This is a genomic window from Thermococcus atlanticus, from assembly GCF_054657855.1.
This window is the reverse complement of record NZ_BAAHXX010000001.1, coordinates 775315-789482: the sequence shown is the minus strand read 5'-3', so window position 1 is coordinate 789482 and position 14168 is coordinate 775315. Positions and strand designations below refer to the sequence as shown.

14 protein-coding genes are annotated in these 14168 nt (G+C 49.6%); 7 read left to right on the top strand and 7 right to left on the bottom strand.

Annotated features, from left to right (window positions below):
- Nucleotides 1–5 precede the first annotated feature (5 nt).
- The 6 genes from ACYQ27_RS04245 to ACYQ27_RS04220 form a co-directional block, all read right to left on the bottom strand.
- Nucleotides 6–1124 carry an ABC transporter ATP-binding protein gene (locus ACYQ27_RS04245; protein WP_460041059.1) on the bottom strand — a complete coding sequence of 373 codons (1119 nt, stop codon included), beginning with the start codon at nucleotides 1122–1124 and terminating at the stop codon, nucleotides 6–8.
- A gap of 4 nt (nucleotides 1125–1128) precedes the next feature.
- Nucleotides 1129–2145 carry an HTH-type sugar-sensing transcriptional regulator TrmB gene (gene trmB, locus ACYQ27_RS04240; RefSeq protein ID WP_456453831.1) on the bottom strand — a complete coding sequence of 339 codons (1017 nt, stop codon included), beginning with the start codon at nucleotides 2143–2145 and terminating at the stop codon, nucleotides 1129–1131.
- Between the two features lie 31 nt (nucleotides 2146–2176).
- Nucleotides 2177–3415 carry a trehalose synthase gene (gene treT / locus ACYQ27_RS04235; protein WP_460041791.1) on the bottom strand — a complete coding sequence of 413 codons (1239 nt, stop codon included), beginning with the start codon at nucleotides 3413–3415 and terminating at the stop codon, nucleotides 2177–2179.
- Nucleotides 3416–3428: 13 nt separating this feature from the next.
- The gene (locus ACYQ27_RS04230) at nucleotides 3429–4274 is read right to left on the bottom strand and encodes a carbohydrate ABC transporter permease (RefSeq protein WP_456394905.1); all 846 of its coding nucleotides are present in this window, start codon (nucleotides 4272–4274) and stop codon (nucleotides 3429–3431) included.
- Between the two features lies 1 nt (nucleotide 4275).
- A complete protein-coding gene (locus ACYQ27_RS04225) occupies nucleotides 4276–5109 on the bottom strand; it encodes a carbohydrate ABC transporter permease (protein ID WP_456394906.1) in 834 nt (277 codons plus the stop codon).
- Between the two features lie 61 nt (nucleotides 5110–5170).
- Nucleotides 5171–6454 (bottom strand): ABC transporter substrate-binding protein, encoded by a 1284-nt coding sequence (locus ACYQ27_RS04220; RefSeq protein ID WP_456394907.1) that lies wholly within the window; start codon nucleotides 6452–6454, stop codon nucleotides 5171–5173.
- A gap of 90 nt (nucleotides 6455–6544) precedes the next feature.
- On the opposite strand from ACYQ27_RS04220, the gene ACYQ27_RS04215 reads away from it, so the two are divergent.
- Both ACYQ27_RS04215 and ACYQ27_RS04210 read left to right on the top strand, forming a co-directional pair.
- On the top strand, nucleotides 6545–6757 hold the full coding sequence (locus ACYQ27_RS04215; RefSeq protein WP_460041058.1) for a hypothetical protein: 213 nt from the start codon (nucleotides 6545–6547) through the stop codon (nucleotides 6755–6757).
- A 17-nt stretch (nucleotides 6758–6774) separates the two neighbouring features.
- Nucleotides 6775–7722, top strand: coding sequence for a carbohydrate kinase family protein (locus ACYQ27_RS04210; protein ID WP_456453811.1), 948 nt, complete (start codon nucleotides 6775–6777; stop codon nucleotides 7720–7722).
- Here ACYQ27_RS04210 and ACYQ27_RS04205 read toward each other — a convergent pair.
- A complete protein-coding gene (locus ACYQ27_RS04205; RefSeq protein ID WP_456453812.1) occupies nucleotides 7687–8829 on the bottom strand; it encodes a glycosyltransferase in 1143 nt (380 codons plus the stop codon). The genes ACYQ27_RS04210 and ACYQ27_RS04205 overlap by 36 nt on opposite strands.
- 94 nt (nucleotides 8830–8923) lie before the next feature.
- Here ACYQ27_RS04205 and ACYQ27_RS04200 point away from each other — a divergent pair, with 94 nt between their 5' ends.
- The 5 genes from ACYQ27_RS04200 (at nucleotide 8924) to ACYQ27_RS04180 (ending at nucleotide 14164) form a co-directional block, all read left to right on the top strand.
- The gene (locus tag ACYQ27_RS04200; RefSeq protein WP_456453813.1) at nucleotides 8924–9934 is read left to right on the top strand and encodes a Gfo/Idh/MocA family protein; all 1011 of its coding nucleotides are present in this window, start codon (nucleotides 8924–8926) and stop codon (nucleotides 9932–9934) included.
- The gene (locus ACYQ27_RS04195; RefSeq protein WP_456453814.1) at nucleotides 9931–10944 is read left to right on the top strand and encodes a Gfo/Idh/MocA family protein; all 1014 of its coding nucleotides are present in this window, start codon (nucleotides 9931–9933) and stop codon (nucleotides 10942–10944) included. The genes ACYQ27_RS04200 and ACYQ27_RS04195 overlap by 4 nt, the downstream gene beginning before the upstream one ends.
- Nucleotides 10945–11062: 118 nt before the next feature.
- Nucleotides 11063–12406 carry an ABC transporter substrate-binding protein gene (locus tag ACYQ27_RS04190; RefSeq protein WP_456453815.1) on the top strand — a complete coding sequence of 448 codons (1344 nt, stop codon included), beginning with the start codon at nucleotides 11063–11065 and terminating at the stop codon, nucleotides 12404–12406.
- Between the two features lie 70 nt (nucleotides 12407–12476).
- Entirely contained in the window at nucleotides 12477–13349 is an 873-nt protein-coding gene (locus ACYQ27_RS04185) for a carbohydrate ABC transporter permease (protein WP_456394913.1), read from the top strand.
- Nucleotides 13346–14164: a carbohydrate ABC transporter permease gene (locus ACYQ27_RS04180; RefSeq protein ID WP_456394914.1), complete on the top strand. Its 819-nt coding sequence runs from the start codon at nucleotides 13346–13348 to the stop codon at nucleotides 14162–14164. The genes ACYQ27_RS04185 and ACYQ27_RS04180 overlap by 4 nt, the downstream gene beginning before the upstream one ends.
- The last annotated feature ends 4 nt before the right edge of the window (nucleotides 14165–14168 follow it).

The following is a 14168-nucleotide window of genomic DNA, read 5'->3' as shown; positions in this document are numbered from 1 at the left end:
AGGTTTTAGAGCACAGCCCTTCCGGTGCCCTTGTCGAAGATGTGGACTTTCTTCATGTCGAAGACGATGTCGACTTCACTGCCTTCTGAAACCCGGGAATCACTGTGGAACGAGCCGAGAAGTGTTATACCCCCAATCCTCAAGTGGACTATACGCTCGCTCCCCAGGTTCTCCACAATCTCAACTTTAGCCCTGACCATATTCTCCCCCGGCACCTTAACCTGAGCAAACATGGCATCATAAATATCCTCAGGCCTGATGCCAAACACAACATCCTTACCCAGATACCCAAGCTCCCCAAGAGCTTCAACCTGATCAGGCAGGAGCTTAAGCTTAAACTCCCCAAAATCAACCCAGCCATCCTCGGTAAGAGCAGCATCAATGAAGTTCATTGGGGGTGAGCCGATGAAACCACCCACAAAAATGTTAGCCGGCGTATTATACACCTCATCCGGCGTGCCCACCTGCTGAAGCTCCCCATAATTAATAATCGCCACTCTATCACCCATTGTCATTGCTTCAACTTGGTCGTGCGTTACGTAAATCGTCGTAACTCCCAACTGCCTCTGAAGCTTCTTAAGCTCAGCGCGCATTCTAACCCTCAGCTTCGCGTCGAGGTTTGACAGGGGCTCGTCCATGAGGAACACTTGGGGCTTCCTGACTATTGCTCTGCCCAAAGCAACACGCTGCCTCTGCCCACCGCTCAATTCTCTAGGCTTCCTCTTCAGCAAATCAGTCAAACCCAACAATTCGGCAACTTCCTTAACCCTTTCATCAACCTCCTGCTTGGGAACCTTTCTCAGTTTTAACGGGAATGCAATGTTATCATACACAGTCATGTGCGGGTACAGAGCATAACTCTGGAAAACCATGGCAATATCCCTGTCCTTCGGCGGGACAAAAACTCCAGCCTCCGGATCAGCCACAAGCCTATCCCCAATAAAAATCCTACCCTCCGAAGGCTCCTCCAACCCCGAAATCATCCTCAAAGTCGTAGTCTTACCACAACCAGATGGCCCCAAAAGAATCATAAACTCCCCGTCCTTAACCTCAAGATTCATATCCTTAACAGCCGCAACATCACCAAACCTCTTCCAGACACCCTCAAGCCTAACACCAGCCATACTATCACCCCACAAGGAATTTTATTTTTGTGCTTTCATAATCCTCAATAACGGCAAACATTCCTCCAACCTTTACAACACCTGTTTCGGTCTCAAGATGAATGTTGTTGACAGCCTCCTTAAAAGAAAGGGTGTATCCCACCACATTACCCTCAATGCGCTCTGTTTTTCCTGTCCTGACCTTTCTCCCATATACCTCCGCCATTATGGTGCGGTTTTTGATGTGCCTCCTCACGAAATCCGCTGCATGGAACATTGCGAAGAACCTGATATCCTGCGGATTGTTGAGATACTCCCCCACGAGCGAGGACTCTTTGAAAATCTCTATTATCAGGCTGTACTGGGAGAAGATAATCTCGGGATATGTTGCCTTGAAGCTCGGCGGCAGCTGGGGTCTGAAGCTAACATTCTGAATGTTGACGACCTCCCTCCCATCCGCCATTCCTATTAGATGGTTGAACTTGTAGAACTGCCTGACGAAGAGGTTTCCCCTGTCTTTAAATTCCGATAGGTCGGGTATCCTGTCAATGTAGAGCGACACGGTCACCCCTTTCTCAAGGGTTCTCATGAGATCCTCCTGTATGTCATCAAAGAACTCGCTCGGTGCTACCACTATAACCTCGTTCTCCGCGGAATCAAGTGTCTCCTTGAACATCACAAGGGCCTCTTCAAAGCTGCTGCTCCTCCATATTGCGGGCTTCTGCTCATCGTGTCTGGCCTTCTTGAGCTCTTCTTCCAGTTTCTCCATTATCGCCTCAAGCTCCTTCCTGAACCTGAAAAAGGCAATCTTCGGCGAGTATGCAGCATATATGCGTGGCGTTCCGTCGATTTCGGTAACAAAACCTCTCTTCTTGAGGGAGGATATTGTGTCGTAGACCCTGTTGTATGGAACGCCGCTTTTTGTGGATATCTCCTTGGCCGTGCTGGGCCCGTAAACCAGGAGGGTCCAGTAGGTCAGTATCTCATACTTTGTAAAGCCGATTTCACTCAACGCATGTGCAATGTCAGGGGGTATCTCCATCACTGTCACCTAAAAATAATTGGGGGAAGGGTTAAAAAGAGTTTAGCAGGTCGATGTATCTCTCCATGTGCTTGGTTATTATGAAGTTCTGCTTGACCCTCTCTTTGGCTCTTTCGCCCATTACCCTTGCGGTGTCCGGGTTCTTAATGAGGTATACTGCTTTTTCGGCGGCTTCGTTGACGTCCTTAATAAGGAATCCCGTCTCCCCGTCGACTATCTGGAGCCTTATTCCTCCGACCGCCCTTCCAATGACCGGCTTCTCCTTCCACATGGCCTCGGTTACCGTCAATCCAAAGCCCTCCCTCGTGGACATCTGGAGCACGACATCGCTCGCCCTCTGGAATGCGTTAACCTCCCTGGCGTGGACGCCTATTAGGTTTGTGAGCACCTTAACATCGTAGTCCTCGCCTATCTTCCTCAGCGTCTTCTCGAAGTAGACCCAGCCCTCAGGGTCATCCTGTGCCATCACACCCACAAGGAGCAGCTGGACATCGGGTATCTTCTCCTTGACCTTCCTGTAGACGTCTATGACGTCAAATATTCCCTTCCACGGGTCAAAGCGCGAGACCTGTGTTATTATCGGCTTATCGGGGTCAACGTCAAACCTCTCAAGTATCCTGAGGACTTCGCTCTCGCTGAGCTCCATGTTCTTTTCGCTCAGGGGGTCGATTGATGGGGGCATTATGACGACCTTTTCCCTCTCAAGGTCATCCCGCACGTAGTCCTCCATGTGGAAGATGTAGCGGTCATACTTCTCGACGAACTCCCTCAGGAACCCCCAGAACTCCCTGTTGGGGTCGCTCAGGTCTATGTGGCATCTCCATATCCATGGCTGTTTCTTGTCATAGAGCTCTATGAGGGGAGCCGGTTGCGGGTCGTGGATCAGGACGTAGTCAAAGCCGCTTAAATCAAAGTCCCCGGCGTTCTTTTTGTTTGTCTCTATGTAGAGCTTCTTCATGTCCTCCGTGAGCCTGAGCTCCTTGTTGCCCTGCAGGGCGTTGTGGAAGCTCTTGGTTACGTTGAAGAACTCATCGGTTCCCTCAATGACCAGCCACCTTGCATCCAGTCCGACGTCCCTCATTAGGGGGATGAGGTTGTGGAGTATCTCCGCGACGCCTCCTCCATATGCCGTGGAGTTTACGTTTGCGAAGCTCTTTCCTTCGAGGCTCCTGGCCTTCTCCATAATCCTTTCAACCGCCCCGGTTCCTATTATTTCTTCGTAGTCCTTCAGCCTCTTTCCTTCTCCGCTAAACTTCTCAACTTCAAACATTTTCATTCCTCCTTCATTTCTCCGTTGACCAGCCTATCATGCCGCTTATATAGTACTTCTGGAAGAGTGCATAGACGAGCAGCGGCACTATCATCACCAGTATTGAAGCTGCCGTGAGCACCCCCCAGTTCACGTAGTACTGCCCCCTCAGGAGGGGCAGCCTCTGGGTGGCAACGTATTTTGATGGATCCTGCAGGAACACCAAAGCCAGGAAGAAGTCGCTCCAGACCCATGTGAACTGGAGTATTGCGGCCGAAATCAAGCCCGGAAGTGCCATTGGGAGGACAATTTTGTAGAATATCTTGACATCCGAAGCACCGTCTATTCTTGCGGCCTCCTCAACATCCGTCGGGAGCATTGAGAAGTAGTTCCTCATGAAGAAAGTTATCCATGCCAGTCCCCATGCCGAGTGGACGAGGATCAGCCCCCTGAATGTGTTCAGCAGGTGCATGTCCCTTAATAGGAAGTACAGCGGCACAACCGTCATCTGCTGCGGCAGTGCCATCAGGAGTATTATGAAGGCAAAGAGGTAGTTCTTAACCGGAAAGCTGTATCTGGCGAAAGCATATGCTGCCAGCGAGGCCACTATGAGCGGGATTATTGCACCGGGGACTGCGATTATGAGGGAGTTCCTCAGGCCGACGCCTATTGGAAACATCGGATGGTTAAAGGCATCGATGTAGTTCTTTATCGTCAGCGTAAAGGGATGGAGATGCCACCATCCGCTGACTATTTGGTCGTAGGGCCTTACTGAGGCCATTAAAACTCCAAGGAATGGTATCAGCCATACTATTCCTGCAACCCAGGCAATGGTGTTTGAAATCACATACCGTTTGAGCTTGTATCTCGGTATTCCCATTTTATTCCCTCCTTCTAATCAGCCACATGGCGGGTATGAGGGTCAATGTTGTCAGCAGCACCGCCACAACTGCAGCATAGTTGTAGTTCAGCTCCCTTGCGAAGTAGTCCCACATCTGGAGTGCGAGCACCATTGAGGCACCTCCCGGCCCCCCTCCGGTGGCAACATACACTATGTCAAATATTTTGAGATCCCACAGGAGGGTCATTGCCACCACAACTATGGTTATCGGCTTCAGGAGAGGCCAGGTCACGTTCCTGAAAATCTGGAACCTGCTGGCGCCATCTATCAGGGCGGCCTCATAGTAGTCCCTTGGAATTGATGCCAGTCCAGCGGAGTACATCAGCATGCTGAAACCGGTCCATATCCAGATTGAACCCAGAATAACCGCAAACAGAGCCGTCTGTGGAAAGGCGGTCCAGGTTATATCGAGACTTTTTATACCCAGCGCTCCCAGTATAGAGGGCACAACTCCCGCGCCCTGCTCAAAAAGGAATCGGGTTATCAAACCCCCGACGATCATGGGGATTACCATGCCGAGGAAAATTATGGACTTTATAAGGGAGCTCCCCTTAACCTCCTCCCTTTTCAGCAGGAGAGCCAGCCCAAGACCCAAAAAGATGGTCGAGGGGAGGTGGATTGCGATGAAAATAATATTGTTGATTAACGATCCCCATGGTGGGGATTTGGTGGGAAACCTATCAAGGTTTATGATATCAGAACTCAGCAGCACATGCTTATAGTTCTCCAAACCCACAAATTTACCCTCAAGGAAGAAGCTGAGATATATGGTTTTCAAAACTGGATATATCACAAAGGGCACGAGCAGAATCAACGCTGGCAAAAGAAAAAAGAGAGGAATTAAAGTTCTGGGTCTCCTCATGAGGCTAACCTCCTCACTTCTTGGGGAATTTATCGTCGAGAGTCTTCAGCACATCATTCAGCCTGTCAGGCTGAACCCAAAGCAGCTTCAGCTGATCCCAGAATGTCTTCTGCCATTCTCCTCCAACGCTGTCGTCGAGGTCGGGCACCGCTTCAACGTTGCTGACTATCTTTGCAACGTCCCTCATCGGTGCCCAGTAGTCGTCTATTGTAACCTTCTTCCAGGTGGCAAGCTTTCCTGAGTTTGTGCCGACGTGTACTCTCTGGCCTTCAGTTGCGAGGAATTTGGCCAGCTCCATGGCTTCTTTCGGATGTGCCGTGTATTTTGGCACCATGAGGTAATCCGGAGCGAGAACCATTGCCTTGCATCCCGGAAGGGATATCAGTCCGAGGTCGTTCGGGTCATCTACCATTCCGGTAATCCACGTGCCCATAAAGTACAGCGCATAGTCCCCCTTCCACCATGAAGTCACGGCTGACGTCCACTCCACGGGCTCGCTGAAGTAGCCGGCCTTGAGGAGAGGCACAAGCCTGTCAGCAAATATAGCCTTTACCTGCGGGTCTTCAAATCTGATACTGCCGTTTATAAGTCCAAGCTGCATCTTGGCACCGCCGAACGTCAGGATGAAGTGCTCGGTAATGTCCGAAAGCGGCCATCCGACGCTGTCTCCGCTAACTATCGGGGCTTTTATTCCGGGTATCTTCTTTATCTTGGCGAGCAGTGCGACGAACTCATCCCATGTCTGGGGCGGCTTCAGACCGTACTTCTTGAAGAAGGACTTCCTGTACCAGAAGCCGGGCTTGGCTGCCGCCGTGAAGGGAGCACCGTAAATCTTTCCGTTGGCCGTAACGGCATTTAGAACTCCCGGGATGTACTCATCGGGGTTTATGACATCATTGAATGTCATCAGATGTCCCTTTTCACCCATCTTTTTGATGAACCATCCCCACATGAAGATCACGTCTGCGGGGGTATCCTTGGACTCAAACTGGAGCGGCAGAATGGTTGCGAGATCCTCAGCCCTGTATGTTTTGTACTCAATCTTTATATTTGGATGCTGGGCTTCGAAGGCTTTGATAACCTTCATGAAGGCATCCAGCTCTTTGCCTGACCATGGGCCTATAACCTTCAGGGTTACCTGCTCCTGAATCTTCGTTTCGGTCTTTGTTGTGGTTTTCGTTGTGGTCTGGGGGGATGTGCTGGTGCTTCCTCCGCCGCTGATGCACCCGCTGGCCACAATAGAAAATGCCAGAACTCCTATCAACAACAGGCTAAACAATACTTTCTTGGTACTCATAGAGACACCTCACCACCTACTATATACTAAAAGTATATATATTTTGCGGCTCGTACCGGCCGGATTTTCAATGAGCATAACGGTGGATCAATGGATAATGAAACGTTAACTTCGCTATTCCTGACCCGGTGTCCACAATGGATACATCTGACATATTTTATTTACTTTAAGTATAAACACAGGGATGCTGTTGTGATAAGCTCAATACTGGCAATTGCGATTGCAGGGCACCCTTCACTTATCCTAATAACAATATACAATATAAACACGGGACAGCAAAACTTTAAGGTCATAAGCCCTTAAAAAACAGGGGGAGGCAGATGATTTTCGCCATAGGTGAAATCCTGATAGACTTTATAGCGCAGCAGGAAGGGCCTTTGAAAGATGTCAGGAGCTTTGAGAAGCATGCAGGCGGCGCACCGGCCAATGTGGTGGTTGGACTTTCCCGCTTAGGCGTTCCCTCGGCGTTGATAAGCAAGGTGGGTGCTGACCCATTCGGGGATTTCCTCGTTGAGAAGCTCAAAGGAGAGGGTGTTAGCACGGAATACATAAGAAAAGACCCGGAGAAGCACACCGGAGCCGTCTTCGTTCAGCTCATCGGTGCGAAGCCGGAGTTCATCCTCTACGATGGTGTGGCATACTTCAACATCAGGGATGAAGATGTATCCTCCGTTGATATCAAAAAGGCAGGGCTGGTGCATTTTGGAAGCGTGCTTTTTGCCAGAGAACCGAGCCGCTCCACCGCATTTAACTTCCTGGAGGATGCCAGGAGACATGTGCCCCTCAGCTACGATGTAAACATCCGCCTCGACCTGTGGAAGGGCAGAGAGGAAGAGATGCTGAGGGATATTGAAAATGGGCTTAGAATTGCAAGCATAATCAAAATCGGGGACGAGGAGATGCGCTATCTGGGCGAGCACGGGATAAGCATCGAGGACTTTGATTTCTCCCTGCTCGCAGTAACAAAGGGCTCCAGGGGAAGCACACTAACCCATGAAGGGGTTGAGGTGAATATCCCGGCCTACGAGGTGCAGCCGGTCGATACAACGGGAGCCGGAGATGCGTATATGGCGGCGCTTCTGGCAGCTCTGTGGCATCTTGGAAAGATGGAAAACTTTGAGCTGAGCAGGGAAGAGCTAAAGAGAATCGGAAAATTTGCAAATTTCGTTGCCGCACTCTCAACACTGAGGAAGGGGGCATGGAGTGTCCCTAAAATGGAGGAAATAAAGAAATCACCATTTTTCAGTGAGATAGGTCTTCTCCTCTAAGAACACCTGTGCCCTTTCCTCTATCAGTTTCTCCGCCTCAAGCGTGCTCATTTCCATTGTTTTTTCAATGAAATCGGCAGTTTTGGCGAAGTAAAGGGGTATCAGGGGTTCAGCGTTCTTCAGGATGCCCCTCCTGTATGCGGCAGCGCCATCGTAGAGCACATGGCTCCACAGGACATCATCAAATTCAAATGTTTTCAGGGCTTCCATGACGCCCTTTAGCGTCTCCTCAGATAGTACCTTCTGCAGAACAGCCTCGTTCTCACTGAACAGCTCCCGGGCCCTCTCCTTCAGAAGGCTCAGCGTTACTTTAACCGGTTCAGGTTCTCCTTTAACCAGCTCCCCCCACACAGGAACAGCCTCAAGCGTTCCAACTTCCTTCCATGCATCTTCATACCTCACCATGAGCATGAAGAGCGTCCCAACAACCTGATTGAACATCGGGCCGAGGGAAGCCGCGGGATCCTTGGGGTCGTGTATCTTGAGCCCGAGTGCGGTCTGGATTACCCTGAAGTCGTTGGCTATGGCCGTCGTTGTCAGGAAAATATCAACCCCAAAGCGGGCCACGTCAGTCTTCCACACCTCCTCATCACCGAGATACACATCTATGAGCTTGGTACTGATCCCGAAATCCCCTCCTATGGGCTGTCTTATGTTCTTACCGTACAGCGCCGCCGTCATGGGATATGCAATATTGTTTGTTATTGTGCCGTCCCACTTGTGTCTTATGTACAGGGGAGCGACAAAATCGTACCCATCCTCGATCGGCTTTGCGAATTTATATATCCATTCGGGAGTTATGCTCCTCAAATCGCTGTCAACAAAGACAAGAGCATCAACTCCCTCGTCCCTCGCAACTTCCATGAGCTCCTTCATTGCACTTCCCTTGCCCGGAATAGGCCATTTATAAACAAAGCTTCTAACCTCAACGCCATCCGGAACCCTGGCACTCAGCACGGCGTCCCTTGTGCCATCACTGCTCCCTCCGTCAGCGTTGACCACCAAACCGCCTCCGAAGTACTTCTCAAGTCCTTTAGCGGCCTGCTCCACCACAAAGGATATCGTGTCTCCATTGTTATAGCTGGGTATCCCAACCATCACCTTCATATTTCCACCACCTTCTAAATATACAACCATTCAAAGTGGTTTTATTTTAGAAAGGTTTATATATCTTTTGTGCCACCCTCCTCGGGGGATCCCCATGGGAAAGCTTGAAGTCGGAATAATAGGGTGTGGAAACATATTCAACCTGGCCCACAAACCCGCATTAAAACATATGGAGTGCATTAAAGTTACGGCCTGTGCGGATATAGATGGAAAACGGGCCAGAGAAGGTGCAAAGTTTTTCAATGCCAGAGCCTTTCAGAGTCTTGATGAGTTTTTTGATCTCGATTTTGATGTTGTTGAAATCCTGACTCCGACATACACCCATGCAGAGATTGCCATAAAGGCATTGAAGGCAGGGAAGCATGTAATAGTCGAAAAGCCAATAGCATTGACCACTGAGGAAGCTGAAAGGATGATCAAAACCGCTGAAAAAGAAGGGCTCAAGCTCTTCGTTGGTCAGGTACGGCGCTTTGACAAGAGATGGGTTCAGATGAAGGATATCATCAAGAAAAGGAACATACTCCCGATGCATATAAGGAAGACTGAGGTTCAGAACCTTCCCTTCCCCGCACACTACTGGTACTGGGATGAAAGCAAAAGCGGCGGCGTGGCTCTTGATCTTGGGGTGCATGTAACCGACTTCCTGCGCTGGTTCTTTGAAAGCTCACCCGTTGAAGTTCTTGGGGTAGGAAAGGCAATCAAGGAGGAGGCCAAGGCCAACAACACCTTCGACCACTTTATCATGATGATAAAGTTCGAGGGCGGCAAAACAGGTATAGCTGAGGTCAGCTGGGCATACCCCTATCCGGCACGCTATGGAGTTTTCTACCACCACGTTGATATAATCGGCAAAAACGGCAGGATAAGGTACACACCACTCGATACACCCGTTGTAGGGGTGGCAAAAGCCAACTTTGAGATGCCGAGGTTCTCCCCGCTGCTCTCAACGTTCCCTGATGCCTTTGAAAGGGAGCTGAGACACTTCTTCGACTGTATAAAAAACGACACAGAGCCCGCTGTTACCGCACATGACGCATTGATAGCCCTGAAAATTGCTGAAAAAGCCAAGGAGAGCGCCCGGAAAGGGGAGGTGGTGAGATTATGAAGAAGCTTAACTTCGGCATAATAAGCTATGCTCATCCCCACGCAATCAGATATGCCTCAACGATAGCCCAGAGCAGGAGGGCGAAGCTCTACGCAATATCCGGGGATGGAGCCAATTCAGACGTGGCGAAGGGGGAGGCAAAGAAGTATGGAGCCAAATTCTACAGGAATTATGAGGATCTCCTGAAGGACGAAAATGTCGAGGCTGTGTATATTGCCATTGAGACCTACAGACATAAAGAGGTTGCAATCAGGGCCGCAGAGGAGGGGAAGCACATACTCCTTGAAAAGCCCATAGCCCTAACGCTGGATGATGCAGATGATGTCATAAAGGCCGCGGAAAAAAATGATGTGAAGCTCATGCTGCCCTTCAACCCGCGCTTCACTGAACCTCTTATAAAAGCCAAGGAGATGGTTGAAGCCGGGGAAATCGGAGCGCTGGAGTATATCCATGCGATATCTGAAAACGTGAAGCCACCCATATTCCTTCAGGGGCTCAATATGGAGTGGTTCCTTGACGTCAGAAAGTCCGGCGGCGGTGGATTCATGGACACCGCACCGCACGGGATAGACTCCCTCCTCTGGCTGACAAAGAGTCTTCCAAAAAGGATTTATGCTGACATCGGAGCAAAGATATACGGCTTCCCTGTTGATGATATAGGGACGGCTGTCTTGGAATTCAAAAACGGCATCATAGCTGTCCTAACAGCAGGATGGGGGAACCCAAAGGGGTACTCCTACGGACTTGAGATAAAGTACTACCTCGTCGGAAGGGAGGGCTTCCTTGATGTCAGAACGGCCTATCCTGATTTTACGGTGTATCAGGACAGGGCCGAGAAGATATACTGGGACAGGCCGGATGTAAGGGCGATAGTGGAGAAATTCGTGATGGCAGTTCTGAAGGACAGGGAAGTCCCGATAAGCGGCGAAGATGCCAGAAAGAACCTCGCCATTATCCTTGCTGCTTACGAATCCTCCACTACAGGAAAGAAGGTATCCCTTAGTTTATAATCGCCTATTTTTTGCCTTTACATTTTTGTAAAAACAACCACTTTCAGTGGTTTTGAAGCATAAAACTTATATATACCTTCTGCATGAAATATGCTTTGACGTATGGAGGTGTCGTTCCATGAACAGGAAGATACTGAGTTTGTTTTTAATTGGAGTGATGGCATTTGCCGTGGTTGCAAGCGGCTGTATAAGTGGAGGAGGAAGCACCAGCACCTCCTCATCCGCACCAAGCACAAGTAGCAGTGCAGTATCCACCACAACCAAAACCGGTGGTAAGGTTGTCTGGGCATCAACACAGCTGGTGCCCCCTGCTGAGAGAGCCTTCATTCTCAATACAGTACTGCCGGGATTCAAGAAGCAAACAGGGATTGATACACAGTTTGTCCCGATAAGCTACTTTGATCTAAGCACGAGGCTTGCAGCAGAAGAAAAGAGTGGCAAGGTCACCATAGACCTTATCGGAGATCTCCATGGGGCTATGGATTATTATCAGTCCCAGGGATGGCTCATGGACCTAAGCAATATGCCCCAGCTCAAGGGCAGAACATTCATATCAACCTTTGAAAAGTATGCCATGATAAGAGGCACAAAAGCATACATCCCCTGGATGAGTGCCACGTACGTGATGGTTATCAACAAGGAGGCCTTCAAGTACCTGCCCAGCGGGCTCACGGAGCAGGATGTTATGCAGGGCACAAGCAAGTGGACATATGATGCTCTTCTTGCATGGGCCAAGAACATCTATGAAAAGACGGGTAAAAAGGAGCTCGGATTCCCGGTTAAGGGTCTCTTCCACAGATTCCTCCATGGTTATCTCTACCCATCCTACACAGGATATGAGGTTAAGAAGTTCGATTCTCCTGAAGCCATCCAGATGTGGAAGTACCTCAAGAACCTCTGGCAGTATGTGAACCCCTCAAGCACAACATGGGATGAGATGGCAGACCCGCTCCTGAGAGGGGATGTTTTGATAGCATGGGATCACACAGCAAGAATCAAGGATGCAATAACGAAAGAACCTGACAAGTTTGTAGTTGTCCCAGTGCCAAGAGGGCCAAAAGGCAGGGGGTTCATATTGGTCGTTGCAGGTCTGGCCATTCCGAAGGGAGCTCCCAACAAGGATGCTGCCTGGAAGCTTATAGACTACCTCACAACACCGAAGGTTCAGGCAGAAACCCTCGCCCAGACAGGGTTCTTCCCTGTTGTCAAAGAGGCAAGTGAGCAGCTGCCCTCAGGACCTCTCAAGGTGCTCGCGAAGGGTGTTGCGGCACAGGAATCAACTTCAGATGCGCTTGTGGTGATGATACCCAACCTGGGCAAATACGGAGGCCAGTTCGGAGAGCTCTATAAGGAGGCCTTCAGAAGAATAGTCCTCCAGGGACAGGACCCAGCAACGGTTACAAAGGACATCGGTGCCCAGCTGGATAAGCTCTTCCAGGAAGCAGGCGTGCCTCTGCCGTGATTTCTTAATTTTTGTTTTCTTAATCCTTTTTAAGGTTTTGTAGCTTCAAAGCATAAAAGGAGGTCAGGAGATGCAGGGAGGTTATGCCAACAGGGGATTATCGAGATATGTGCCCTATCTGTTACTCGCTCCCGCGCTTATATATCTCATGATATTCATAGGATATCCTATGATTGAAGGAATCAAGCTTGTTTTTTACCAGAATGGAGGCTTCTCCCTCGAAACTGTTCATCGGGCGATTAACAACTACTATTTCTGGCCTGCTGTAAAGGATACCCTCGGGCTGGCCGCAATCATACTGCCAACCCAGCTTTTACTTGCTCTTATCCTTGCCCTGACAGTTAACAAGGTGTTCAAGGGCAGGAATGTAGCCCTGACCCTGCTCTTAATCCCGATGACTTTAAGCGACATCGCGGCGGGTCTGATCTGGTATTCAATGCTGTCTCCAAGTGGGTTTATGAACAAACTGCTGCTAAACTTGGGACTGATACACGCCCCAATACAGCTTTTCGGGTATCAGTTTCATACGAGAGAATTTATGGTGATAGTATTCGTGGAGCTGTGGAGGTCAACGGTTACAATTTTCGTCATTGTCCTTGCAGGCCTGCAGATGATAAGTCAGGAATACCTTGAAGCAGCAGAGGTTTTCGGAGCCGGCTACTGGACAAAGCTCAGACGCATAATAATTCCACTCCTTAAACCCAGCATTCAGACTGCCCTCCTCTTGAGAACAATCTATGCGTTCAGCATCTTCGGAATTGTGTGGGTGCTCGTTGGAAGGGATGTGCCGGTGCTGGCCGGAGAGGCATACTACCAGGTAACGCAGATCAAAGATTATGGAGTGGGAGCATTCTACGCCCTGCTGATAGCAGTGATGTCCCTTGCAATAGGTGTCATATACCTAAGGATAACAAGGGCTGAATACCTGGAGGTGAAAAGATGAACGACAAAACACTCTACGAACTAAAGCGGATTGGCTTCTACACACTTGTTTTTGTCATTATAATCTGGATGGGGACTCCTCTGATCGTCTCCACCCTTTATGCCTTCGGAACTCCAGATGCATATTACAACCCGCACGAGATAGTTCCCCTGAGTTTCACATTTAACACAGTGAAAATGCTGCTCTTCACCCTAGGAGGATGGGAAGCCCTGAAAAACAGCGTGATCGTGGCAACGATGACCATAATAATAAGCTTTATACTCGGACTTCCGGCTGGATATTCGCTGGCGAGGTTCATATTCCCCGGCAAGGACAGCATAAAACTTGGTATGCTCGCGCTGAAGATATTCCCAGTTCCCATAATGGCAGTACCTCTGGTGATGTTATACATCAGGCTTCATCTCCTCGACACACGACTTGGAGTCGCTCTGGCACACAGTGCAGGTGCCCTGCCACTTGTTGTCCTGATTACAGCAAGCATATTTGCAGGAACCTCCAGAGAGCTCGAAGAGGCGGGTATGGTCTTTGGATTGACAAGATTTCAGTCTTTTTTGAAGATAACCCTGCCTCTGGCACTCCCGGGATTGGCCGCAGCAGCAATGTTTACTTTCGTGGGCTCATGGAACGAGGTCTTTGCAGCCTCAGTGCTAACATTCAGCCACAGGACACTCCCGGCCCTCATGTTAACCCTGATGGAAACCGCTCCGGATTATTACAAGTTTGCCGCCGCGTTTATAATGGCATTTCCGGCCATGATATACGTGGCACTTGCAAGAAGATATCTAATCTCCATGTGGGGAATAGCACTCAAGTGAGGTG

Bases quoted from the DNA above. Each gene is read 5' to 3' on its own strand.
- ACYQ27_RS04190 (WP_456453815.1), top strand. From the start codon at position 11,063: ATGAACAGGAAGATACTGAGTTTGTTTTTAATTGGAGTGATGGCATTT.
- ACYQ27_RS04195 (WP_456453814.1), top strand. From the start codon at position 9,931: ATGAAGAAGCTTAACTTCGGCATAATAAGCTATGCTCATCCCCACGCA.
- ACYQ27_RS04205 (WP_456453812.1), bottom strand. From the start codon at position 8,829: ATGAAGGTGATGGTTGGGATACCCAGCTATAACAATGGAGACACGATA.
- ACYQ27_RS04210 (WP_456453811.1), top strand. From the start codon at position 6,775: ATGATTTTCGCCATAGGTGAAATCCTGATAGACTTTATAGCGCAGCAG.
- treT (WP_460041791.1), bottom strand. From the start codon at position 3,415: ATGTTTGAAGTTGAGAAGTTTAGCGGAGAAGGAAAGAGGCTGAAGGAC.
- ACYQ27_RS04230 (WP_456394905.1), bottom strand. From the start codon at position 4,274: ATGGGAATACCGAGATACAAGCTCAAACGGTATGTGATTTCAAACACC.
- ACYQ27_RS04185 (WP_456394913.1), top strand. From the start codon at position 12,477: ATGCAGGGAGGTTATGCCAACAGGGGATTATCGAGATATGTGCCCTAT.
- ACYQ27_RS04180 (WP_456394914.1), top strand. From the start codon at position 13,346: ATGAACGACAAAACACTCTACGAACTAAAGCGGATTGGCTTCTACACA.
- ACYQ27_RS04215 (WP_460041058.1), top strand. From the start codon at position 6,545: ATGGATAATGAAACGTTAACTTCGCTATTCCTGACCCGGTGTCCACAA.
- ACYQ27_RS04245 (WP_460041059.1), bottom strand. From the start codon at position 1,124: ATGGCTGGTGTTAGGCTTGAGGGTGTCTGGAAGAGGTTTGGTGATGTT.
- ACYQ27_RS04220 (WP_456394907.1), bottom strand. From the start codon at position 6,454: ATGAGTACCAAGAAAGTATTGTTTAGCCTGTTGTTGATAGGAGTTCTG.
- trmB (WP_456453831.1), bottom strand. From the start codon at position 2,145: ATGGAGATACCCCCTGACATTGCACATGCGTTGAGTGAAATCGGCTTT.
- ACYQ27_RS04200 (WP_456453813.1), top strand. From the start codon at position 8,924: ATGGGAAAGCTTGAAGTCGGAATAATAGGGTGTGGAAACATATTCAAC.